Origin of the sequence: Rhodococcus cercidiphylli, from assembly GCF_033042225.1 — a bacterium.
Classification (GTDB): domain Bacteria; phylum Actinomycetota; class Actinomycetes; order Mycobacteriales; family Mycobacteriaceae; genus Rhodococcoides.
Window position 1 is genome coordinate 92673 of the sequence record NZ_JAWLKE010000013.1, and the last position, 20909, is coordinate 113581.

The 20909-nt window shown below is 66.7% G+C and carries 23 protein-coding genes; 5 read left to right on the plus strand and 18 right to left on the minus strand.

Going from position 1 to position 20909, the window contains the following annotated elements; translation table 11 throughout:
- Positions 1-4: 4 nt before the first annotated feature.
- The 13 genes from panC to dacB all read right to left on the minus strand — a co-directional run bounded on the left by panC (position 5) and on the right by dacB (position 13670).
- Positions 5-907, minus strand: coding sequence for a pantoate--beta-alanine ligase (panC, locus tag R3P95_RS25045; protein WP_094670018.1), 903 nt, complete (start codon positions 905-907; stop codon positions 5-7).
- A complete protein-coding gene (locus tag R3P95_RS25050; RefSeq protein WP_149406459.1) occupies positions 904-1815 on the minus strand; it encodes a Rossmann-like and DUF2520 domain-containing protein in 912 nt (303 codons plus the stop codon). Before R3P95_RS25050 ends, panC begins: the two co-directional genes overlap by 4 nt.
- A gap of 114 nt (positions 1816-1929) precedes the next feature.
- Positions 1930-3255: a DUF6779 domain-containing protein gene (locus tag R3P95_RS25055; protein ID WP_317549818.1), complete on the minus strand. Its 1326-nt coding sequence runs from the start codon at positions 3253-3255 to the stop codon at positions 1930-1932.
- A 90-nt stretch (positions 3256-3345) separates the two neighbouring features.
- A complete protein-coding gene (locus tag R3P95_RS25060; RefSeq protein WP_149406707.1) occupies positions 3346-3816 on the minus strand; it encodes a DUF3180 domain-containing protein in 471 nt (156 codons plus the stop codon).
- On the minus strand, positions 3813-4355 hold the full coding sequence (gene folK / locus R3P95_RS25065) for a 2-amino-4-hydroxy-6-hydroxymethyldihydropteridine diphosphokinase (protein WP_317549820.1): 543 nt from the start codon (positions 4353-4355) through the stop codon (positions 3813-3815). The genes R3P95_RS25060 and folK overlap by 4 nt, the downstream gene beginning before the upstream one ends.
- On the minus strand, positions 4352-4756 hold the full coding sequence (folB, locus tag R3P95_RS25070; RefSeq protein ID WP_317549821.1) for a dihydroneopterin aldolase: 405 nt from the start codon (positions 4754-4756) through the stop codon (positions 4352-4354). Before folB ends, folK begins: the two co-directional genes overlap by 4 nt.
- Positions 4753-5601: a dihydropteroate synthase gene (gene folP / locus R3P95_RS25075; RefSeq protein ID WP_317549822.1), complete on the minus strand. Its 849-nt coding sequence runs from the start codon at positions 5599-5601 to the stop codon at positions 4753-4755. Before folP ends, folB begins: the two co-directional genes overlap by 4 nt.
- 19 nt (positions 5602-5620) lie before the next feature.
- Entirely contained in the window at positions 5621-6220 is a 600-nt protein-coding gene (folE, locus tag R3P95_RS25080; RefSeq protein ID WP_037195562.1) for a GTP cyclohydrolase I FolE, read from the minus strand.
- A 219-nt stretch (positions 6221-6439) separates the two neighbouring features.
- On the minus strand, positions 6440-9331 hold the full coding sequence (ftsH, locus tag R3P95_RS25085; RefSeq protein ID WP_317549823.1) for an ATP-dependent zinc metalloprotease FtsH: 2892 nt from the start codon (positions 9329-9331) through the stop codon (positions 6440-6442).
- 298 nt (positions 9332-9629) lie between these two features.
- Positions 9630-10181, minus strand: a complete 552-nt coding sequence (gene hpt / locus R3P95_RS25090; RefSeq protein ID WP_032395535.1) for a hypoxanthine phosphoribosyltransferase — start codon at positions 10179-10181, stop codon at positions 9630-9632.
- 11 nt (positions 10182-10192) lie between these two features.
- A complete protein-coding gene (gene tilS / locus R3P95_RS25095; RefSeq protein ID WP_317549824.1) occupies positions 10193-11143 on the minus strand; it encodes a tRNA lysidine(34) synthetase TilS in 951 nt (316 codons plus the stop codon).
- Positions 11144-11184: 41 nt separating this feature from the next.
- Entirely contained in the window at positions 11185-12282 is a 1098-nt protein-coding gene (locus R3P95_RS25100) for a zinc-dependent metalloprotease (RefSeq protein ID WP_317549825.1), read from the minus strand.
- The gene (gene dacB / locus R3P95_RS25105) at positions 12267-13670 is read right to left on the minus strand and encodes a D-alanyl-D-alanine carboxypeptidase/D-alanyl-D-alanine endopeptidase (RefSeq protein ID WP_394855470.1); all 1404 of its coding nucleotides are present in this window, start codon (positions 13668-13670) and stop codon (positions 12267-12269) included. Before dacB ends, R3P95_RS25100 begins: the two co-directional genes overlap by 16 nt.
- A 142-nt stretch (positions 13671-13812) precedes the next feature.
- On the opposite strand from dacB, the gene R3P95_RS25110 reads away from it, so the two are divergent.
- Both R3P95_RS25110 and R3P95_RS25115 read left to right on the plus strand, forming a co-directional pair.
- Positions 13813-14304 (plus strand): inorganic diphosphatase, encoded by a 492-nt coding sequence (locus R3P95_RS25110; RefSeq protein ID WP_068053642.1) that lies wholly within the window; start codon positions 13813-13815, stop codon positions 14302-14304.
- Positions 14305-14367: 63 nt separating this feature from the next.
- Entirely contained in the window at positions 14368-14817 is a 450-nt protein-coding gene (locus R3P95_RS25115) for a PAS domain-containing protein (protein ID WP_032395173.1), read from the plus strand.
- A 49-nt stretch (positions 14818-14866) separates the two neighbouring features.
- On the opposite strand, the gene R3P95_RS25120 is transcribed toward R3P95_RS25115, so the two are convergent.
- The 3 genes from R3P95_RS25120 to R3P95_RS25130 form a co-directional block, all read right to left on the minus strand.
- Positions 14867-15943, minus strand: a complete 1077-nt coding sequence (locus R3P95_RS25120; RefSeq protein WP_149406451.1) for a GGDEF domain-containing protein — start codon at positions 15941-15943, stop codon at positions 14867-14869.
- Between the two features lie 78 nt (positions 15944-16021).
- Complete coding sequence (locus R3P95_RS25125) at positions 16022-16486, minus strand: MarR family winged helix-turn-helix transcriptional regulator (RefSeq protein ID WP_068053636.1); 465 nt, start codon at positions 16484-16486, stop codon at positions 16022-16024.
- A 1-nt stretch (position 16487) separates the two neighbouring features.
- Positions 16488-17315 (minus strand): crotonase/enoyl-CoA hydratase family protein, encoded by an 828-nt coding sequence (locus tag R3P95_RS25130; RefSeq protein WP_149406450.1) that lies wholly within the window; start codon positions 17313-17315, stop codon positions 16488-16490.
- A gap of 119 nt (positions 17316-17434) precedes the next feature.
- Here R3P95_RS25130 and R3P95_RS25135 point away from each other — a divergent pair, with 119 nt between their 5' ends.
- A complete protein-coding gene (locus tag R3P95_RS25135) occupies positions 17435-17932 on the plus strand; it encodes a 2-oxo-4-hydroxy-4-carboxy-5-ureidoimidazoline decarboxylase (protein ID WP_149406449.1) in 498 nt (165 codons plus the stop codon).
- A gap of 36 nt (positions 17933-17968) precedes the next feature.
- Here the strand turns inward: R3P95_RS25135 and R3P95_RS25140 are convergent, their stop codons facing one another.
- Positions 17969-18193: a DUF6480 family protein gene (locus tag R3P95_RS25140; protein ID WP_068283967.1), complete on the minus strand. Its 225-nt coding sequence runs from the start codon at positions 18191-18193 to the stop codon at positions 17969-17971.
- Positions 18194-18221: 28 nt separating this feature from the next.
- The gene (locus tag R3P95_RS25145) at positions 18222-18866 is read right to left on the minus strand and encodes a TetR/AcrR family transcriptional regulator (RefSeq protein WP_317549826.1); all 645 of its coding nucleotides are present in this window, start codon (positions 18864-18866) and stop codon (positions 18222-18224) included.
- Positions 18867-18918: 52 nt separating this feature from the next.
- Between R3P95_RS25145 and R3P95_RS25150 the strand changes: the two genes are divergently transcribed.
- On the plus strand, positions 18919-19923 hold the full coding sequence (locus tag R3P95_RS25150; protein ID WP_149406448.1) for an ABC transporter permease: 1005 nt from the start codon (positions 18919-18921) through the stop codon (positions 19921-19923).
- A 4-nt stretch (positions 19924-19927) separates the two neighbouring features.
- Positions 19928-20893, plus strand: a complete 966-nt coding sequence (alc, locus tag R3P95_RS25155; protein ID WP_317549827.1) for an allantoicase — start codon at positions 19928-19930, stop codon at positions 20891-20893.
- Positions 20894-20909 lie beyond the last annotated feature (16 nt).

The following is a 20909-nucleotide window of genomic DNA, read 5'->3' on the forward strand; positions in this document are numbered from 1 at the left end:
GCCCTCAGCTCTTCGGGTCGTCGGGGTACTCGAGGAAACCGGTGCCGACGGCGACACCGACGTTGTCGATCAATCTCGTGGTGCCCACCTTGGCGGCCACGAGCAGTCTTCCGTCTCCACGTTCGGGAGCGGGGCCGAGATGCGGGTCGCGTACCTCCAGGTAGTCGACCTGCACCAGCGGTGCCTCGTCGAGGACGGCACGCGCGGTGGCGATGATGGCCTCGGGACCGCCCGCCGCAGCGTGCGCCCCGGCCACCAGCGCGGCCGACAATGCCATCGCCGCGTCGCGCTGCTCGGCATCGAGATATCGGTTACGCGAGGACAGTGCGAGGCCGTCCTGCTCGCGAACCGTCGGCACCCCGATGACCGCGACGTCGAAGTTCAGATCGCGCACCATCTGTCGGATCAACGTCAGTTGCTGGTAGTCCTTCTCCCCGAAGTACGCGCGATGGGGAGCCGCGATCTGCAGCAGCTTGGCCACGACGGTGAGCATTCCGGCGAAATGCGTTGGCCTGCTCCGTCCTTCGAGTTCAGCGCCGAGCGGACCGGGATTGACGGTGGTGCGCGGACCCGACGGATACATGTCCGACGCCGACGGCGCGAAGACCAGCTCGACGCCCTCCTCACGCAGCAGCGCGACATCGGCGTCGAGAGTCCGTGGGTAGGAATCGAGGTCCTCACCCACACCGAACTGCAACGGGTTGACGAAGATCGACACGATCACCACGGCACCGGTGAGCTTGGCCTGCCGCACCAACTGCAGGTGCCCGGCGTGCAGCGCGCCCATGGTCGGGACCAGAGCGACCTGCTTCCCGACGCCTCGCAGCGCTTTCGACACCGACGTGATCACCGCGGGATCGTGGTGAACCGTCAACTGCCCCTTGGTGTAGCTGCCCGCGAGGGTCATCGATTCCCTTCCAGAAGTTCGATCAGGTCTGCCTTGGCACCGATGCGCTGCGCCGAACGCAACGACAAAGCGCGGTATCCGGCTGCGATCCGCGCATCCACGGATTCGAGTACGTCGAGATGCTTGCCGACTGCAGCGGTGTCGCCGCGAGCCACCGGTCCGGTGAGCGCCGACTGGCCGTTGCGCAGCGCGTTGTCCAGCGCAGCTTCGAGCAGTGGAGCCAGAACCCGCTCGGGTACACCACGTTCGGAGTCCGAACCGGGAAAACCTGGTCCCGCCAAGGCAACCCGGAGCGCTTCGACCGCGTCGACCACCAGAGTGACGAGGTGATTGCTGCCATGAGCGAGCGCGGCGTGGTAGAGCGCTCGGTTGTTCTCGGGCACGTGCACCGGCTCGCCGCCGATCTCGAGGACGAGAGCCTGCGCCACCGCATAGCCGATCTCGTCGCCTGCAGTGATGCCGAAACACGCCGCCGTCATCCGGTCGGTGTCCTCGACTCCGCCGCTGAACGTCATCGCCGGATGGATGGCCAACGGCACGGCACCGAGGGCAGCCAGGGGCTCGAGCACCGAAATCCCGTTCGCGCCGGAGGTGTGCACCACCAACTTTCCCGGTGCAACCGCCCCTGTGGACGCCAGGCCCGCGACGATCGACGCCAACTCGCTGTCCGGTACGGCCAGAACGAGCAGCTCTGCTCGACGAGCAACCTCGTCGACGGGCAGAACCTGGGACTCGGGAAGTCGCTCACGCACTCGCGCGAGGGACGCATCGGACACCGCGGCAGCACCGACGACGACATGCCCGACGCGTTCGAGCGCCTCACCGAATGCGGTACCGACCCGTCCCGCCGAGACGACACCAACCGTCAGGCGAGCCGGAGACAGACCACCGGTGCCAGAAAAGGTCACCGAAAAATTCCTCTCGTTCGTTCCAGTCCCGCTCGGCGGGTACCAGACGTCCTGCACGGAACAATAGCGACCGCGACCCCTCGCAGGCCATGGGAGAGCAGTGTGATCTGGTTCTCAGTCTGCGCGACGACGACGGCGACGTGTACCCGGATCGGTCACGGCCGCATCACCAGACCCTCCGCCTTGCAGACCGGCCATGATCTCGGCAACCGATCGACCGTTCGAGTGTGCGCCCGACGCATCCTCGTCGTCGGCCGATTCCGCGCGCCTACGACCTCGCCGGGACGAGACGGCAGTGTCCTCGGCCGGTGTCTCGTAGTCCTGATCGGCCGTGAAGAACGCGTCGGCCGATTCACGCAACGAGGCGCGCGAGGCAGAGAAGGCGTCGTCGCTCGGTTCCGCTTCAGGCTCGGTTTCGTACTGTTCGGCCGGCTCCGCCGCAAACGACTGCGTGGAAAACGACTCCGTGGAATACGAACCGGCCGCATCGACGTCCGCGTGTCCGGTCTCGTAGGTCTCTTCCTCGACCTGTGGCTCGGGCTCCGCCGCCGGTTCCGGCTCGGCAACGGGTCGACGCGTCTGCTCGAAGTCGTATGCGGTGAAAGGCGAGCTGGGCGGAGTGACGCGCCCCGCAGGCCTCGGTGCGCCGTAAGGACGTGCCTGCGCCCCGGTTCGTTCGAACGAGTCCGCATCGGAGGACTCGGTGTCGTAGCTCGTTTCCGCGAACGAATCCTCGGCGTACCGATCCTGATCCGCCTCGGCGGCCGCCGCCGGTGCGGAGGCTGTGGCCTGCGGCATCTCGTCCGGATCCTCGGGGTACACCACCGAGGTCTCGGCCGTGACCGGCTCGTCGTAGGGCGTTCCGACACCGTTGAGGCCGGTTCCCGGTGCCATCGCACCGTTGCCGTTCCCGCGACCGGGGACGTACAGGCCGGACGGCGCAGGCTGGTAGCTGTCGTATCCGCGTCCGCCGAGTTCTTGCATCCTCATCGCTTCGGCCCGCAGTGCGACACGTTCGGTGGGCAGATTGCCGTCGAAGAGCACCTGGAGATTCTGGCGAAGGGCAGCGAGTTCGTTGCGCAGCGCTGCGACCTCGTCGATCTCGAGCTGCGATTCGCCACGAACCCGAGCTTCGACGCTCATCTCGTACTCGCGTCGCGCCGAGATCTCCCGAGCCAACTGCAGCTCGTAGACCGTCTGCAGGTCTTTGGCCTTCGTTTGATCTGCGGCCGCCTCACGCCGGTACTTGGTCATCGCGAACGCACCGATCACCGCAGCCCACAGCGCCGAGAGAACACCGACTCTCATCCACTGCACGCTCTCGGTGAAGAGCAACAACACACTGGCGATGATGCCGAACACGACGAGCGCCGCGAGGAACAGCTGGCTCGCACTACGCCTCTTACGGCGTCCCTTCTTTGCGCGAGTCTGATCTGTCATGTCCACAAGGGTAACTGGCAAATCGTTCGCAAATAGTCATCCTCGACCGATCACTTACACAACCGAGGTAACAATCAAATGTTTCGAGGGTTACCGAGAACGCTCGTCGTCACGGTCTTTCGGGGCACGGCAGCACTGTTCGAGCCACACCGCAGCAGCGACGACGGCCAGTCCGGCCACGAGCGCAACGACGGCTCCGGCCCGATCCGACGACGCTGCACGTATCGTCGCCGCACGCGGCAGCACGTACACCAGAAATCCGACGCACACGCCGACGACTGCAGTCCCTACCAGCATCGATGCCTTCGCCAACACCAACGCCCTGAACACCGTCAGCGGATGCAGATCGTGCAGACCGGTGCCCACCCGGTGCTCGGCGATGCGATTGCGCACGATCACCGCAGTCACCACTTGCACCACTGCCACCAGATACAACGACGCCCCGGCGTACACCGGAATCGGCGGCAACGAGCCGTAGAAGACCCGAACCAACAGCCACGTGCCGATCGCGGCCACCAGGAAAAGACCCAAGACATCCCAGACCTTGGTGGGATTGGTCACCACGACCCATCACCGACGCCGTCGTGCTCCACAGGTCGTTCCTGCAGGCTCCACTCCTGCTTCGTCACCCCGGCCCGCTCCTCCGGACTCAGTCGCGCGAGCAACTCGGACACCGAAATGTCGTCGTCGCCGACACGCAGGGTGGCGTCCGGTTCGACGTCCAGCCACGGCAGCAGGACGAACGCTCGTTCGTGCGCGCGCGGGTGCGGGAGGATCAAACGAGGGTCGTCGCTGATCGTGTTCTCGCACACCACCACGTCGACGTCGAGGCTCCGCGGCCCCCACCGCTGCACTCGAACGCGATCGGCCGCCTCCTCCAGGCGCTGACCGAAGCGCAACCAGTCCCAGGCGTCGAAGTCATCGTCCTCGGCCACCACGACCGCATTGAGGAAGTCCTGCTGCTCGACGCCACCCCAGGGAGCCGAACGGTACACCGGCGAGCAGGACACCACGCGCGAACCCAATTCGGTTGTGACAGAACGCAAGTGGGCGAGGGAGTCACCGATGTTGCTGCCGATGGACAGCACCGCGCGGGTCACACCCGCTCCCGGTACGCCACCACGGCAACGTCCCCGAACGTCAGTGGGATCGGGGCCGACGGCTTGTGCAGCACCACTTCCACCGCGTCGACGCGTGAGTCGTACGCCAACACGACCTCGGCGACCTCGGCCGAGACCGTCTCGATCAAATCCCTGGACGGGCCCGCGACGACGGCCGCAGCGTGCTCGGCCAGTTCTCCGTAGTGCAGCGTTCGGGTCAGGTCGTCGGTCTCGGCCGCGGGCCGCAGATCCATCCACACGGTGATGTCGACGACGAAGTCCTGTCCGTCTCGCTTCTCGAAGTCGAAGACTCCGTGATTGCCGCGGACCGTCAGGCCCCGCAGTTCGATGCGGTCGCCGCGGCGCGTCCCCGCGCCGGCGCGGCTGCTGATCTCGCTCATGCCCGATCACCCTGCCATGCCCGTACGACGGCGACCGCGTCGAGTGATGCGCGGGCGTCGTGCACGCGCACACCCCATGCTCCCCCGGCGACCGCGAGCGCCGACACCACGGCGGTGGCGATCTCTCGCCCGTCCGGCGGTCGCGGAGTACCGTCGTCGTCCGCCAACAGCGAGCCGAGAAAGCGCTTCCTGGAAGCACCGACGAGTACCGGGAAGCCGGCCGACACCAAGTCCGGCAGGCCCCGCAGCAGTTGCCAGTTGTGCTCGGCGTTCTTGGCGAATCCGAGGCCTGGATCGAGCACGAGCATCGCCGTGTCCACGCCCGCGGCCACCGCGTGATCGACCTGTTCGAGCAGTTCGCTGCGGACATCGGCGACCACGTCGTCGTATCGATCGGCCGGGCCGGCGTGCCGATACTCGGATCCGGCAGCTCGCCAGTGCATCAGGATCCACGGCAATCCGCCGTCCGCAACGACCCCGGCCATGGCCGGATCCGCGCGACCACCCGAGACGTCGTTGACGATCGAGACCCCGGCCTCGATCGCGGCCTCGGCGACCGAGGCACGCATGGTGTCGACGCTGGTGGCAACACCTGCTGCGGCCAGCGCGGCGATGACCGGCACGACGCGTTGCGCCTCGAGAGTCGGATCGATCCGGTCTGCTCCGGGACGTGTCGACTCGCCACCGACGTCGACGATGTCGACTCCGCGACGGTGCATCGCCAACCCGTGTTCGACGGCGGCATCGACATCGAGGTATCGACCGCCGTCGGAAAACGAATCGGCGGTGACGTTGAGGACACCCATGACGACCGGTGCCGGGGGGATGCTGCGCGCCGGGTTCATCGGGACTCGACCGGACGCGTCATTTCCGCAGGATCAGGTCCAGAGCTTCCGAACGCGATGCCGCGCTGGACTGCAACAGACCCCGCACCGCCGACGTGGTGGTGCTGGCACCCGGCTTGCGAATCCCGCGCATGGCCATGCACAGGTGCTCGGCCTCGATCACGACGATCGCACCGCGCGGGTCGAGCTTGCGCATCAACGCGTCGGCGATCTGGCTGGTCAGCCGTTCCTGAACCTGCGGGCGCTTGGCGTACATGTCCACCACGCGCGCGAGCTTCGACAGGCCGGTGACCTTGCCGCTCTTGCCCGGGATGTACCCGACGTGTGCGACGCCGTGGAACGAGACCAGGTGATGCTCGCACGTGGAGAACATGGGGATGTCGCGGACGAGAACCAGTTCCTGGTGCCCCTCGTCGAACGTCGTGTTCAGCGCCGTGTCCGGGTCGGTGTACAGCCCGGCGAAGATTTCACGGTAGGAACGCGCTACGCGGGCCGGCGTGTCGAGCAGGCCCGGACGGTCTGGATCCTCGCCGACGGCGATCAACAGCTCACGCACTGCGGCCTCGGCACGGGGCTGGTCGAAGACCGCGCCGGTGGCGTAGGCCACTGTCTGTTCCACTGCCCGCTGCTGCGCTGCTGGGACTTCTGCCGAGTCGATTGCCGACTCGTCGGTCCGGTTGACTGACACGAGAACGTACCTCCGGTTGGGCTCCGCGAATGTGACAGCTGGGCCGAACCGCACCTGTTCCTCACGGAGCAGCTGCGCCGACCTGCAGCACGGTTCGAACGACGGACTGGGCCGACCGAAAGGGTCGACCCAGCCAGCCTAATGACCGACCTAGCGGTACGAACCGCCCGGCCCTTCCCAGCGTTGGGTGCGTGGACCTTCGTCGCCGTCGTCCTCTGCTCGCTCGTCTCGGTGCGAGTCCTCGGACGGGTTGTGCGAGGGACGATCGTCTCCGGGCAGCGGATAGCTCTGCGATGGAGTCGGAACCTCCCACGTGGGTGGCGACGCCTCGGCCGGTCCGGCATCGTCCTGGTGCTGGCCGTACGGGGGCTCGTGCCGAGAGTTACGACCCTGGTCCCGAGTGTCCGGCCGGAACGGATCCGGCTGATACTGCGGCGGCTGATATCCCGGCTGTTGATTCGTCGGCGGTTGGTTCGACGGCGCAGCGGTCGGCGGCTGGTATGCCTGCGGCTGCTGGTAGGTCGGGTGCTGTCGGTACGTCGGAGGCTGACCCTGCGGCGGCTCGTACCGATTCTGGTCCGATCCCGGCTGCTCGCGGTTCGGCTGATCGTGAACCGGCGGCGTTGTCGGTCCCTGGTACCGGGGAACCGCAGGCTGGTCGCGCGGGGGCCACCCCGGAGCCGACCATCCGGCCGGGGCACCGTAATCGGGACGCGAGCCCTGGCCGGGGCCGCTCGGGCGAGGTTCCTGCCGACGCTGGCCTTCGGAGTATCCGCCCCCGTTGGGAGCGCCTCCGTTGGTCGGGCCGCCGTAACCACCGTTGTAGCCACCGCCGTTGTAACCGCCGGTTGCGGGGGCGCTGCGTCGGCCACCACCAGTGTTCGGCGCATCGACGTCCCCGGCGCTCGGTGATCCGTTGACCGGGCCACCGTTGGTCGGAGCACCGTTCGACTGGGCGCCGTTGGTGGGCACGCCGTTGGTCGGTCCGCCGTTGTATCCGTTGCTTCCGTTCGGGTAGCCACCCTTGGTCAGCTGCGGAGAACCGGCGTAGCTGGGCTGCGGAAACTGTTGCGGCGGAAGCTGCTTCGGGGCCGGCGGTACCGGAGGCCACGGCTCGCCGCGCTCGGCGGCGAGTTCGCGGGGAGTCTTGACCGGCGGCTTGTCCGAGGGCTTGCGATCACCGAAGTCGTTGAACAGGGTGATGCGCGGACGCTTGGTGACGCTGTGGAAGATCTTCTCGAGGTCCTTGCGGGTGAGCGTCTCACGTTCGAGCAGCTCCGAGGCAAGGGTGTCGAGCAGGTCGCGGTACTCGTTGAGGATGGCCCACGCCTCGGTGTGCGCCGCCTCGATGAGTTTGCGCACCTCCTCGTCGATCTCGCGGGCTACCTCGTGCGAGAAGTCGGACTGCTGGCCCATCGAACGGCCGAGGAACGGATCGCCCTGTTCCTGCCCGTACCGAACGGCTCCGAGCTTGCTGCTCATGCCGTACTCGGTGACCATCGCGCGGGCGATCTTGGTCGCCTGGTCGATGTCCGAGGACGCACCGGTTGTCGGCTCGTGGAAGACGAGTTCCTCCGCTGCGCGGCCACCCATGGCCATGACGAGACGAGCGATCATCTCCGACCGCGTCATCAGGCCCTTGTCGTCCTCGGGCACCGTCATCGCGTGGCCACCGGTGCGACCGCGAGCGAGGATGGTGACCTTGTAGACGGGCTCGATGTCGGGCATCGCCCACGCGGCGAGAGTGTGACCACCCTCGTGGTACGCGGTGATCTTGCGCTCGTGCTCACTGATGATGCGGCTCTTGCGGCGCGGGCCACCGACGACGCGGTCGACCGACTCCTCGAGCGACGCCTCGGTGATGACGGTGCCGTTCTCGCGAGCGGTGAGCAGTGCTGCTTCGTTGATGACGTTCGCCAGGTCGGCACCGGACATCCCGACGGTTCGCTTGGCGAGACCTTCGAGGTCGGCGTCCTGAGCAACGGGCTTGCCTGCCGAGTGCACCTTCAGGATTGCTCGACGGCCGGCCAGGTCGGGGGCACCGACCGGGATCTGGCGGTCGAAGCGGCCCGGACGCAGCAGGGCGGGGTCGAGGATGTCGGGGCGGTTGGTGGCGGCGATGAGGATGACGCCGGTGCGCTCACCGAAGCCGTCCATCTCGACGAGCAGCTGGTTGAGCGTCTGCTCGCGCTCGTCGTGTCCGCCGCCCATGCCCGCGCCGCGCTGGCGACCGACGGCGTCGATCTCGTCGACGAAGATGATGCAGGGGCTGTTCTGCTTGGCCTGCTCGAAGAGGTCGCGCACACGGGATGCGCCGACACCGACGAACATCTCGACGAAGTCCGAGCCGGAGATGGTGAAGAACGGCACTCCGGCCTCGCCTGCGACGGCGCGCGCGAGCAGCGTCTTGCCGGTTCCGGGAGGGCCGTACAGCAGCACGCCGCGCGGGATCTTGGCACCGAGCGCCTGGTAGCGCGCCGGGTTCTGCAGGAAGTCCTTGATCTCGTAGAGCTCTTCGACGGCCTCGTCCGCGCCTGCGACGTCGGCGAACGTGGTCTTGGGCATGTCTTTCGTCAGCTGCTTGGCCTTGGACTTGCCGAAGCCCATGACCCCGCCGCGGCCGCCACCCTGCATGCGGCTCATGACGAAGATGATCACGCCGAGGATCAGCACCATCGGAAGAATCAGCAGCAGGAACGAGCTGAACCAGCTCTCCTGGGTGACGGTGGTGTTGTAGCTCGCCAAGCCCTGCGAGTCGACCTTGTCGAAGATCTGCTCCGACGCCGAGTCCGGGTACTTGGCGATGATCTGCGTCTCGTTGTCGGTGGCGTCGGACGCTTCCCGCAGAGTCAGCCGGATCTGCTGCTCACGGTCGTCGATCTGCGCGGACTCGACATTGCGATCGTCGAGCTGGGCGATCGCCACCGAGGTGTCGACCGTCTTCCAGTCCCGCGTGTCGTTACCGAAGTAACTGAAGGCATAGATCACCAACAGAATGCCGAAAACGATGGCAAGATTTCGTATTACTGTCTTCCGATTCATACAGCTTCAGCCGAGTCGGCCGTGTCCTTTCAGTCCGCTCCCGCGCGCTGGCTGCTCCCTGCCCGCCGGATACTCCAGGCTAGCGCGAGACTCGGACATCTGACTCGCTCATACCTGGCGCTGTGCGTCCACGCACCTGTTTGCGTCGACGCTTCTTCCCCTCCAACGACTGCACTCCCCCGGCAGTTCCCCACCTGTCGGGCACACTATCCGCATCGATGGACCCTTGCACACGTCTCGGCGCGGCAATGGTCCATTCACGCGAACAGGGTGGACCGGACGAACCGAAGAAACCAGCTCAGCTGTAGACCTTGGGATCGAGCAGACCGATGTAGGGCAGATCTCGGTAGCGCTCGTTGTAGTCGAGGCCGTAGCCGACGACGAACTCGTTGGGGATGTCGAAGCCCACGTTCGCGACCTCGACGTCGACCTTGATGGCGTCGGGCTTACGCAGCAGCGTCACCACCGACAGCGAGGCAGGCGAGCGGGTCGCGAGGTTGCGCTTGAGCCAGCTCAGCGTCAGACCGGAGTCGATGATGTCCTCGACGATCAGCACGTGGCGTCCGGTGATGTCGCGGTCGAGGTCCTTGAGGATTCGAACGACACCCGACGACGAGGTGGACGAGCCGTAGGAGCTGACCGCCATGAACTCGAGCTGCGCCGGGATGGGCAGGGCCCGGGCGAAGTCGGTCATGAACATGATCGCGCCCTTGAGGACACCGACCAGGAGCAGGTCACCTTCGGGTGAGCCTTCGGGATACCGCTGGGCGATCTCTTCTGCGAGTTCCGCAGTGCGCGCTTTGATCTGTTCCTCGGAAATGAGAACCGATTCGATGTCGCCCTCGTACACGGGGTTTCCCTTCATTCGTTCTCCAGGCCGACGCTCAGCCTGCCATGCCGACGCGAGCACACCAACCTGGCGTCGGGCGTACCTCCCGGCAGCGCAACCCCGCCCTGGCCGGTCCACCGTCCGACGAGGGCGTCGACGGCCCGGATCTGCCGGTCGGTCAGCGACGTCACACCCCGGCCGAGCAACCATCGGCGCAGTACGCGGCGACGAATCGCGATGTCGAGCGAGTCGATCGAGGACACCTCCAGTTCCGACGCACCCAACCCGACGACGGATTCGGCCATCGCGTCGAGCACCCGGCCGTCCTCGCGCAACTGCTCGGCGGTCCGGGCGAGCGCAGCGGCGACACCACCGCCGAGCACGTCCTCGAGCAGGGGTAGCACCTCGTGACGCAACCGCACCCGAGTGAAATCGGGGTCGGTGTTGTGCGGATCCTCGAACGGCTCCATCCCCAACTCGACGCAGGCAGCCCTGGTCACGCTGCGTCGAATCCCTAGCAGCGGCCGACCCCACGGCGCATCGAACGCCGCCATGCCCGCGATCGACCGCGGGCCCGATCCGCGCCCCAGCCCGAGCAGCACCGTTTCGGCCTGATCGTCGAGGGTGTGCGCCACCAGCACCGACGCGTCGCCGCGCTCGCGATCCAACGCGTCGTACCTGGCCCGGCGGGCGGCGGCCTCCGTCCCACCCGAGCCGGTCACCTCCACCGGCAGCACGCGCGCATCGACCACTCCCAAGTCCGACGCCCGCGCCGCAGCCGTCGCCGCAACCTCTGCCGAGCCGGCCTGCAGGCCGTGATCGACGATCAAGGCGCGCACGTTCGGGGCCTCGGCCACGGTCGCCGCGGTCAACGCCAACGAATCCGCTCCACCGGACAGCGCGACGGCCACCGGCCCCGGATAGGCCGACAACCAACCACGCACCGCACGCCTGACCTCCAACAGTGCGGGCCCCTCGGGCATTTTGGGTCGTTCCGCAGGCTCCACTCCCTCAGGCAGGAGCACTAGCCCAGAACTCGGGCGATCCAGGCGTCCGGGTCCTCGATCTCCGACAGCAACGGCAGCGTGTCGGGCCCGGTCCACACGGTGTTGAAGCGTTCCATTCCCACCGTGGCGACGACGTGATCGACGAACGCCTTGCCGCGCACGTACTGCGCCATCTTCGCGTCCATGCCGAGCAGGGCTCGGATGACGCGTTGGAGCGGGTTCACCTTGCGTTGCCTGCGCTGATCGAAGGCGCCGCGTATCTGCGTCACGGTCGGCACGACGGCCGGTCCGACGGCGTCCATCACGTGGTCGGCGTGACCCTCGAGCAGGGTGCCCAGCACGAGGAGCCGGTCGATGGCGTCGCGCTGGGGCTGCGGTTGGGTGGCGCGCAGCAGACCGACGATGCCTGCGTCCTCGGACTTCGACGCCCCGTTCGGATTCTTGCGGGCCTTGAGCGCGCCGGTCAGCCGGTTGGCGACATCGGTGAGCGGCTCGTCCGTACCGTCGGAGAGCACCCCCACGTTCTCGCGCATGTAGCCGCCGAGCCAGGGAGCGGAGGAGAACTGCACTCGGTGCGTCACCTCGTGCAAGCACACCCACAGCCGGAAGTCGCTCGGCGACACGCGAAGCGCCCGCTCGACGGCAATCACGTTGGGCGCGACCAGAAGCAGCGTTCCGTTCTCGCCGGTGAACGGGTCGTACTGTCCGAGAATGGCGCTGGAGAGGAACGCCAGCATCGCTCCGGCCTGCAGTCCGGCCGGCTTTCCGCCGAGCAGACCCGACGGCGGCGTGCCGTCGTCGTCTCCGGTCAGGTGCTTCATCGACGACGCGGCCGCGGCGATCCAGCCGGCGCGATCGACCACCTGGGCGTCGGGCACGGGGAGTCCGTCGGCCAGACCGGTGGTCTCGCGAACCGGCCCCTCGGCCCGAATGGACGCGGCGGCAAGCTCTTCCACGGCTGCAGCGGCAGTGTAGCGAGAGGTGGCCGGGCCCTTGCGGGCCAGCTTCGCTCCGGTCTTGGCCGCAACGGACCAGTCGACGGCTCCGGCGAAACCGGAGGTGGCTGCGCTGTCGTCGGCCTTCGTTGCTGCATCCGTGTTCACTGGCAACCACACAATCTCAGGGTCGATGCGACGGCATCGAGGGCGGGGCGACTGACGTCGGGCGGCCGGTCGTTGGACATCAGGGCGAAGGTCAGGATTCGGCCGTCGACGTCGACGACATATCCCGCCAGAGCGCTTGCAGCAGAAAGGGTTCCGGTCTTGGCTCGAACCCACCCCGCTCCGGTTCGGTTCCCCGAGGCGTATCGATCCGTCAGGGTTCCGGTGGCACCGGCGACGGGAAGGTAATCGAGCATCGGACGCAGCGCCGGCTGCTCGGTTCCGGCTGCCGACGTCAACACCTGATCGAGCAGCCTGGCCGGAATCCTGCCGTCGACCGACAGCCCGCTGGCGTCCTCGAGCGTGAGTCCGGTCATGTCGAAACCTGCGGAGTACAGGGTCTGCCCGATCGCCGCCGTTGCACCGGAAAAACTTGCGGCCGTGTTCATCTCGAGTGACAGTTCGCGTCCGATGGCCTCGGCGAGGACGTTGTCGGAGCGATAGATCATCTGCTGCAGGCGGTTTCGCAGCGGCGCGGATTCGACGGATGCGATCTGATCGGCCCCGTCGGCCGCCCTGCCGGTCGTCACCGCCGCCGGGTCGACGCCCAGTCCGGCGGCCAGTGCGCGGCCCGCGTCCAGTGCCGGGGTGGTGCTGCGCGGGGACTCGTCGACCAGTGGGTTCGATCGTCCGCCGTCGAGCATGATCGGTTCGATCGGAGTGATCGAACCGGCGGCGATATCGGCGGGAAACCAACCCTGCGCCATCGTGTCACCGGAGTAGATCGAGGTGTCGACGCCGATGCTGCGCACCACCGTTCCGCTGCGCCGAATCTGCTCCACCAGGTCGTCGATGCGCGCCGCCCCGGGATAGAACCCGTCGGTGCCGACCGGCAGCGCGGTGAGGGTGGGGTCGCCGCCCGCGATCAGCACGATGTCGCCCTCGCCACTGCCCTGGACCACGCGAGTGGTGACGCGATGATCCGCCGGGAGCCCGAGCATCGCAGCCGCCGCGGTGAGCACCTTGGTGGTCGAGGCAGGTGTCATCGGGGTGTCGGGGTTCTGGGACCAGAGCACCTGCCCGGTCTTCGCGTCGGCGACGGTTCCGGTGAACGTGCCGAGGGCTGGATCGTCGACCACCTGGGCCAGCGCCGCTGCCAGACCTGCCGCGTTCGGCATCGGTGCCGATTCCGGAAACGGGGTGATAAGCGGGTTGGGCAGCACCGTCTCGGGTGGAGGCTCGATGGCGGTCTCGGCACCGTCGGACACCGACGGCAGCACCAGCGCGGCGGTCGTCGCAGCGAGGATCACCACGAACAGCGCACACAGCGTCAGGATCACGCGCTTCTTCCTGCGCCGTCGACCCGCTGTGGGGCCGAGGAACCGCCGTGTCAGCCCCGCCACCGTTCCTCCGTAACTGCCGTGGTCGTACCCATGATCGTCCAGTCAACAGTATCCTCGGGTCCGGTAGCCTTGCGCCGCCACCATCGACACATTCCCAACGACTCGAGCCGTTCCGGCTCGACGACGACAGTGAGGACTGCACGTGCCGTTCGACGTCACCATCGAGATCCCCAAGGGGCAGCGCAACAAATACGAGGTAGACCACGTCACCGGACGTGTTCGCCTCGATCGCTACCTCTACACCGCGATGGCGTATCCAGCCGATTACGGCTTCATCGAGAACACGCTCGGCGAGGACGGCGACCCGCTCGACGCACTGGTGCTGCTGCCCGAGTCGGTGTTCCCCGGCGTCATCGTCGAGGCCCGCCCCGTGGCGATGTTCAAGATGGTCGACGAGGCCGGCGGCGACGACAAGGTGCTGTGTGTTCCGGCCGGTGACACCCGCTGGGATCACATCCAGGACCTGAGCGACGTCTCGACGTTCGAGCTCGATGCGATCAAGCATTTCTTCGTCCATTACAAGGATCTCGAACCCAACAAGCACGTCACCGGGGCAGACTGGGTGGGGCGCGCAGAGGCAGAGGCCGAAATCGCTGCATCATTCAAGCGCTTGGCGGACAATCCGGGTCACTGATCGTTTCGGCACCACACACCTCGTCTCGGCCGTGGGCCGACGAAACATAGTTTGGGGAGACGTATGACCGACAGCACTTCCAACGGTGATCGGCGCAATCTCGATTCGCGACCGATTTCGGATCCGACTCAGTTTCCCGATCTGCCGGTGACGGTCGTCCTCGACCGGATCCCGGTGCCGATCCTCGCGGTCGACCCCACCGGTGCCATCGTGTTCGCGAACGAGGCCTTCGACGATCTGTTCGGTCTCGACCGCACCGAGCGGGAGGACTTCCACCTGCACGACATCTTCCCCGACCGGGCTCCGGAGGGTGTCAACGTCGCTGACATGTTCCTCACGACGGTGGCTACCCGCGCGGATTCTCTGTGGCGGATGACCGACAAGACCGGCGATATCGTGCAGGTGCGCGCCAGCAAGTCGATCCTGCGCCGTACCGAGGACACCATCGTTCTCGTCGCGTTGGAGGACTTCACCGATCAGCTGTGGAACGACCCCAAGAGCGCCTTGCGCTGACGCACGGAACACGTTCTTCCCCGAACGACGAACGGTGTACGCCGGCGGATCATTCGCCGGCGTACACCGTTGCTCTGTTTCCGCCCGCGTGCTTGGACTCGTACATCGCCGTGTCGGCGTCGAGCAGCACGTTGTGGACCAGACCGGCACTGTCACCGGACTCGCTGGCGGTGAACCATCGGCTGCCGTCGAGCAGGGCCACCCCGACACTGACCGTCACCGGCACGTCGTCGGCTGGGTCGTGAATCGACTCGAGGATCTCGTGGGCGATCCGGTGCGCGGCGGCATCGTCGACCGGTAGCGCGATGGTGAACTCCTCACCGCCGGTGCGTGCCACGCACGGCCTCGTGCCCGTGACCGCGGTCAGCCTGCGGGCCGTCCGGCGCAACACTCGGTCCCCCACCGCATGACCGTAGGTGTCGTTGACTCGCTTGAACTGGTCCAGATCGACCACCATGAGTGCGACGGAACGGTGCTCGTCCAGCGAGTTCATCATGCGTTGGAGCCGCAATTCCAGGCCGCGTCTGTTGAGCAGTCCGGTCAGCGAGTCCGTGTTGGCGAGATCGAGCTGGCGCTGGATCACTGCGCGGAACGCGAGTACCGAGTTGACCACCAGAACCGTCACGAGGGTGCGGGCGAGGATCGACGCCGGATCCTCCGGCCGCTCGACCAGGGCGAGCACTGCGAGTAGCAGAATGACCGCGTTGACGAATGCCGTGTGGAACTTGAGCACCGTTCGCCGCGAGAAGTACGCGATGTAGGTCCCGATCACGGCGAACAGGGCAGCGCCGTACAGCGCGAGATCACGGTCGTCGAAGGTCAGCAGCATCGTCGACACGCCCACGTCGGCGTACACGACGAACCATCCCGGCATGTGGGAGGCGTCCGCCGAGCGCAGCCACCACCATGCCCCTACCGGGAGAGTCGACAGCAAGACCACCAGGCACACGACAACAGCCGTCGGTCCAACAGGACCGTCCGAGGACAGCATCGCTATCGCCCCGATGAGACCGAACGAGGGCACCAGCACGGCGATTCCTCGCGCCACCCGGCGTTCGAGTCGTACCGAGTTCCGACGGGTCCCGGCATCGGACGCGAGCGACGGCTTGTCACGACCGATCGGCACAGCATCCCCTCCGTCCGCGCTTGCTCTACGAGCGACTGCGCACTGCCTCGATCGCCCCGATCGTGGATCGCCCGCCGATCAGACGCTACCTGCGCGGCGGTCGGGCAGGTCCGGCCTGATGGTTTCGTAATCGGTCAAGAATCGATCGAGCAACGTCACGAGCGATTCTCGGTCCTGCCGTGTCCACCCCTCGATCACCCGTCCGAGATTGTCGGTTCGTCGTTGCTGGATCGCTGCCGCCGCTTCCTGACCCGACGCGGTCACCGCGAGCACGAACGCTCGACCGTCACGTTTGTCGGGCAGCCGCTCGACGTGCCCCCGTTCGACCAGCTGAGCCACCTGCCTGCTCACCGTCGACGGATCGGAATTCACCATGGCGGCGAGTTCACTCGACCGCATCGGTCCGTCGCGCAGGAGCCGGAACAAGCATACGTACGCGGCACCGTCGACACCGCCCGAGGACGAGATCGCAGCGATGTTGCGCTCACGCAGGCGTTGCAGCCGAACCAGCTGCGTGCCCAGCTCCTCGGCGAACTCGACCACGTCAGTTACCGGTGAACTGCGCCGGTCGCTTCTCGAACACCGAGGTGATCGCCTCGGTGAGGTCGTGCGAGGCGAGGAAGGCGGCGTTCCAGGCCGCGACGTAGCGCAGGGAATCATCGACACCGGAGGATCGAGAATGATCCAGCACGGTCTTGATGCCCTGCACCACCAGGGGCGGATTGGCGGCGATGGCGGCGGCGCATTCGCGAGCAGCGGCGATGGCGGCGTCGTGGTCCTCGAACACGTCGTTGACCAGGCCGATCTTCTCGGCGCGCGCGGCGTCGATGTCCTTGCCCGTCAGTGCCAGCTCACGCATGTGCCCATCGCCGATGATCGCGGGCAGTCGAGCCAACGACCCCATGTCCGCGACGATCGCGACCCGCACCTCGCGCACGCTGAACTTCGCGTCGGCACTGGCGTAGCGCACGTCCGCGGCGGTGATGAGGTCGACGCCACCGCCGATGCACCAGCCCTGCACGGCCGCGACGACGGGCTTGCGGCAGTCCGCCACGGCGTTGATGGCCTTCTGCATCGTCTTGATGGTGTCGTGGAACGTCGTTCGGGGACCGGCCAGTGCCTTGTCCGCCATGAGCGGACCGAAGGTTCCTGCCATCGCGGCGAGGTCGAGTCCGTAGGTGAAGTTCTTGCCCGAGCCCGCGAGCACGACTGCACGAACCTCGGGATCGGCGTCGAGCTGAGCGAACAGCTCGGGGCTCTCGCTCCAGAAGTCCGGGCCCATGGCATTGCCCTTGCCCGGTCCGAGGAGGGTCACTTGCGCGATGTGGTCGGCGATCTCCACGGAGAAGGCTTTCCAGGTTCGTTCCGTCATGCCTGCGAGCCTAGCGGCAGAGTCGCCCATCCCCGCACCGCATGTTACGGCGCGTAACGTCTGCGCTAAGTCCCTGCTCAGCTCTGGTGCATACGCCGAATGAGGCTCACCATCTATCCATGCTGATGCATCAGGGACTCGGCCTGGAGACGTTCAACGATCTGCCGCGCCGCAAGGCGGTGCATGCGTTGTACGAGTGTTGTTGCTCGGTGGCGTGGGCGTCCAGGGTGGCGGACGGCCGCAGGTATCGCTCGCGGGCAGAGCTGTTCTCGGCAGCCGACGCGGAACTGGCGGAGCTGTCGGACGGCGACATGGACATGTTGGCCGCGACGCGTCCCGAGCCGAGCAAGGTGTGCGCAGCCATGGACGCGGATACGCGAGGCGCTCTGGTGACCGCGGCGCGCGCGTACTGCGAGCGGTTCGGCTATCCGTACATCTGGAGCGGGTTGTTCGAGCCCGAGGGCTTCGAGCCGCGCGACATCCTGGTGGATCTGGGCCATCGACTCGACAACGACGATCGGACCGAACGCAAGATCATGCGCGACGAGCTGGCGAAGATCAACCACATCCGATTGGATCGCCTGCTCGGGCCCGAGGGCGGCTGGCCGCAGTACTGACTGTTCGCCGAGTACGGACGGGCCGCCGACCCGGGATCAGCCGAACAGACCGACGACGCGACCGATCAGTCCACCGGCTATCAGGATCGCCAGCAAGGCCACCACACCGATGATGAGGATCGGCATGACACGGCTGCGCTGCGGAGGTTCGTGATTGGGGCCGCCGACTCCCGTTTCGGCGGGCGGGGTGTCTCCTGGCGTGACGCTGCCACCCGCTTCGAGTCCTGCGGTGACGTCGGGATCGGGATTCTGAGCATTCATCTCTCCCGGTTACCCGGTGCCGTGTCCCTCAATCGAGATGTGCCCTAGCTATCGCTCCCGCGAACAGTTCGGAGACCGCGTCGGCGATCGCTCCCTCGTCGATTTCCTCCGGATCCACCGAATGTTCGACGGCCAATCCGGAGATCAAGGCCGCCAGTGACGTCGCGAGGCGTCGGGCATCGAACTTCTCGCCGACTCCCCAGTCGTCCGCTCGCTCGGCGATGAGGCGTTCGAGCTCGCGCCGCAGTGCTCGACGGTCGGTGCGATAGCGCTCCGCGACGGCCGGGTCGCGTCCGGCGAGAATCCCGAATTCGACGGTCAGCAGCGGCCAGCGGGGTTCGGCGACCACCCACGACGCGATCTCTCCGCCGCCCGCTCCGGCTGCCGCGCCGGGGTCCAGATCGGAAATGTGAGCCAGTACGCGGGCCGCGAGGTCGAGGGACCGCCTGGCCAGCAGCTCGGCGAACAGCGCTTGCTTGGACTCGAAATTGGAGTAGACGGCTCCCTTGGTGAAGCCGGCGCGGTCCGCAATGTCGGTGAGTTTGGCTGCGGCATAGCCGTTTTCGGTGAACTCGTCCGCTGCGGCGGCGAGCAGTCGGTCTCGAACGTCGGCACGCTGCGGTCGTCGCTGCGACTGTGTCGACCCCCACTTTTCTTGCTCGTCGGCATTCACGATACCTAGAGTATTGAATACCTCGGGTATCGACAAGATTCAGGAGTCACCCATGCGCAAGATGTCACTGCTCGCCGCCGCGGTGCTGATACTTCAGCTCGGCTTCATCCTCAGCTACGTCTCGGCGTTTCATCAGCCGACTCCGCATACGATCCCCATCGCGGTGGTGACCGAAGCCGGCCTCCCCGAGGGGCTGGACCAGCAGACGACCGATCGCCTGAACGCCATCGACGGTGCCCCACTCGAGGCACGCACCGCGGCCGATACCGCCGAGGTCCGTTCGTTGCTCCGCGACAGGGACATCATCGGGGCCTATGTCGTCGGCGCGAACGGAACGGACACACTGATCACCGCGAGCGCAGCAGGGAGCTCCGAAGCCACCGCGCTGGAATCGATCTTCACCGAGGTCGACGCCGCCCAGGGCCGCCAGTTCGTGGTCCGCGACGAGATCCCGGTCGGTGTGCACGACAACCGAGGGCTGTCCGGTTTCTATCTCTCGGTCGGCTGGGTCGTCGGCGGCTACCTTCTGGCTGCCGCATTCGGATTGCTGATCGGGGCACCGACCTCGCGCCGCGAAACCTGGATGCATGTCGGCATTCTCGCGGCGTACTCCCTCGCTTCCGGCGCTCTCGGAGCATTCCTCACCACCCATGTACTGGAAACCTTTGCCGGCCATTGGTTTCCGCTGACCCTGCTGGGAACCGGGGTCGTCTTCGCCACCGGACTGTTCACCATGGGCCTGCGCGCCCTGATCGGTGTCGCGGCGGTGCCCGCCGCCATCGTGCTGTTCGTCATCCTCGGAAACCCCAGTGCAGGAGGCGCTTTCGGGGCCGATGTACTGCCGTCGCTCTACGCCTCGATCGGTCGGTGGATCACCCCTGGCATCGGCACCGAGGGCGTACGCAGCATCGTGTACTTCTCCGGCACCGGACTGGGGCAACCCGCACTCGGCCTGACGCTCTACATCGTGATCGGCGCGCTACTGATGGTCGCGGCAGCTCTGCGGCGTCGGTCTGCACACAACCCGATGAGCTCACGCGAGACCAGTAAAGTGTGATCCCATGACCTCCACCTTCCCGCTGCCTCTGCCCGATCTCGCTGTCCGCACTCTCGGAGGCGCAGTCGTGTGGGCGAACGACGAGACGTTCGCGGAGAAGGAGAATCTCGTCAGTCCCGGCAAGGCCGACTATTCGACCGCGACGTTCGGGCACAAGGGTCAGATCTACGACGGGTGGGAGACGCGTCGGCGACGCGAGGCAGGCTACGACGAGGCCATCGTGCGTCTCGGCGCACCGGGTGTCGTCTCGGCAATCGTCGTCGACACCTCGTGGTTCACCGGAAACTATCCGCCGGAGATTTCGGTCGAGGCCGCCGAGGTGCAGGGCTTCCCGTCCCCGGACGAGCTGCGCACGCAGACCGAGTGGACCACCATCGTCGCGCGCAGCCCGGTCGACGGCGACAGTGAGAACAGGTTCGCCGTCGCCTCCGACGCGCGGTGGACGCACGTGAAACTGTCGATCTACCCGGACGGCGGAGTGGCGCGGTTGCGGGTACTGGGCCGCGGCAAGCCCGATCCCGAGTTCCTTGCGGCCGGGCCGGTCGACCTCGCTGCGCTCGAGAACGGTGCCTACGTCTCGGCGTGTTCCAACATGTTCTACAGCTCCCCCAACAATCTCCTGTTCCCCGGCCCGCCGCGGTCGATGGGTGAGGGTTGGGAGACCTCGCGGCGACGCAACGACGCGAACGACTGGGTTCAGGTACAGCTGGCAGGCAGCGGGCTCGTTCGACTCGCCGAGCTCGACACCACCTGCTTCCTCGGCAACGCCCCTGGCGCGGCGTCACTGCGCGGACGGCTCGGTGAGGGCGAGTGGATCGAGCTGTTGCCGCGAACGACGTTGCAGCCCGACACCCGCCATCGCTTCCTACTCGACCACGAGACCCCGGTCTCGGAGGTTCGGATGGACATCTTCCCGGACGGCGGCATGGCGCGATTGAGACTGTTCGGTGATCTGGACGCATCTGCGTAAACGGTCGCGGGGCAAT

Excerpts from the sequence above, each read along its gene's own strand:
- R3P95_RS25130 (WP_149406450.1), bottom strand. The coding sequence starts at position 17,315 with ATGACGGAACGAACCTGGAAAGCCTTCTCCGTGGAGATCGCCGACCAC.
- folB (WP_317549821.1), bottom strand. The coding sequence starts at position 4,756 with ATGAGCGAGATCAGCAGCCGCGCCGGCGCGGGGACGCGCCGCGGCGAC.
- panC (WP_094670018.1), bottom strand. The coding sequence starts at position 907 with ATGACCCTCGCGGGCAGCTACACCAAGGGGCAGTTGACGGTTCACCAC.
- R3P95_RS25140 (WP_068283967.1), bottom strand. The coding sequence starts at position 18,193 with ATGAATGCTCAGAATCCCGATCCCGACGTCACCGCAGGACTCGAAGCG.
- R3P95_RS25055 (WP_317549818.1), bottom strand. The coding sequence starts at position 3,255 with ATGACAGATCAGACTCGCGCAAAGAAGGGACGCCGTAAGAGGCGTAGT.
- folP (WP_317549822.1), bottom strand. The coding sequence starts at position 5,601 with ATGAACCCGGCGCGCAGCATCCCCCCGGCACCGGTCGTCATGGGTGTC.
- tilS (WP_317549824.1), bottom strand. The coding sequence starts at position 11,143 with ATGCCCGAGGGGCCCGCACTGTTGGAGGTCAGGCGTGCGGTGCGTGGT.
- R3P95_RS25150 (WP_149406448.1), top strand. The coding sequence starts at position 18,919 with ATGCGCAAGATGTCACTGCTCGCCGCCGCGGTGCTGATACTTCAGCTC.
- ftsH (WP_317549823.1), bottom strand. The coding sequence starts at position 9,331 with ATGAATCGGAAGACAGTAATACGAAATCTTGCCATCGTTTTCGGCATT.
- R3P95_RS25135 (WP_149406449.1), top strand. The coding sequence starts at position 17,435 with ATGCTGATGCATCAGGGACTCGGCCTGGAGACGTTCAACGATCTGCCG.
- alc (WP_317549827.1), top strand. The coding sequence starts at position 19,928 with ATGACCTCCACCTTCCCGCTGCCTCTGCCCGATCTCGCTGTCCGCACT.
- R3P95_RS25115 (WP_032395173.1), top strand. The coding sequence starts at position 14,368 with ATGACCGACAGCACTTCCAACGGTGATCGGCGCAATCTCGATTCGCGA.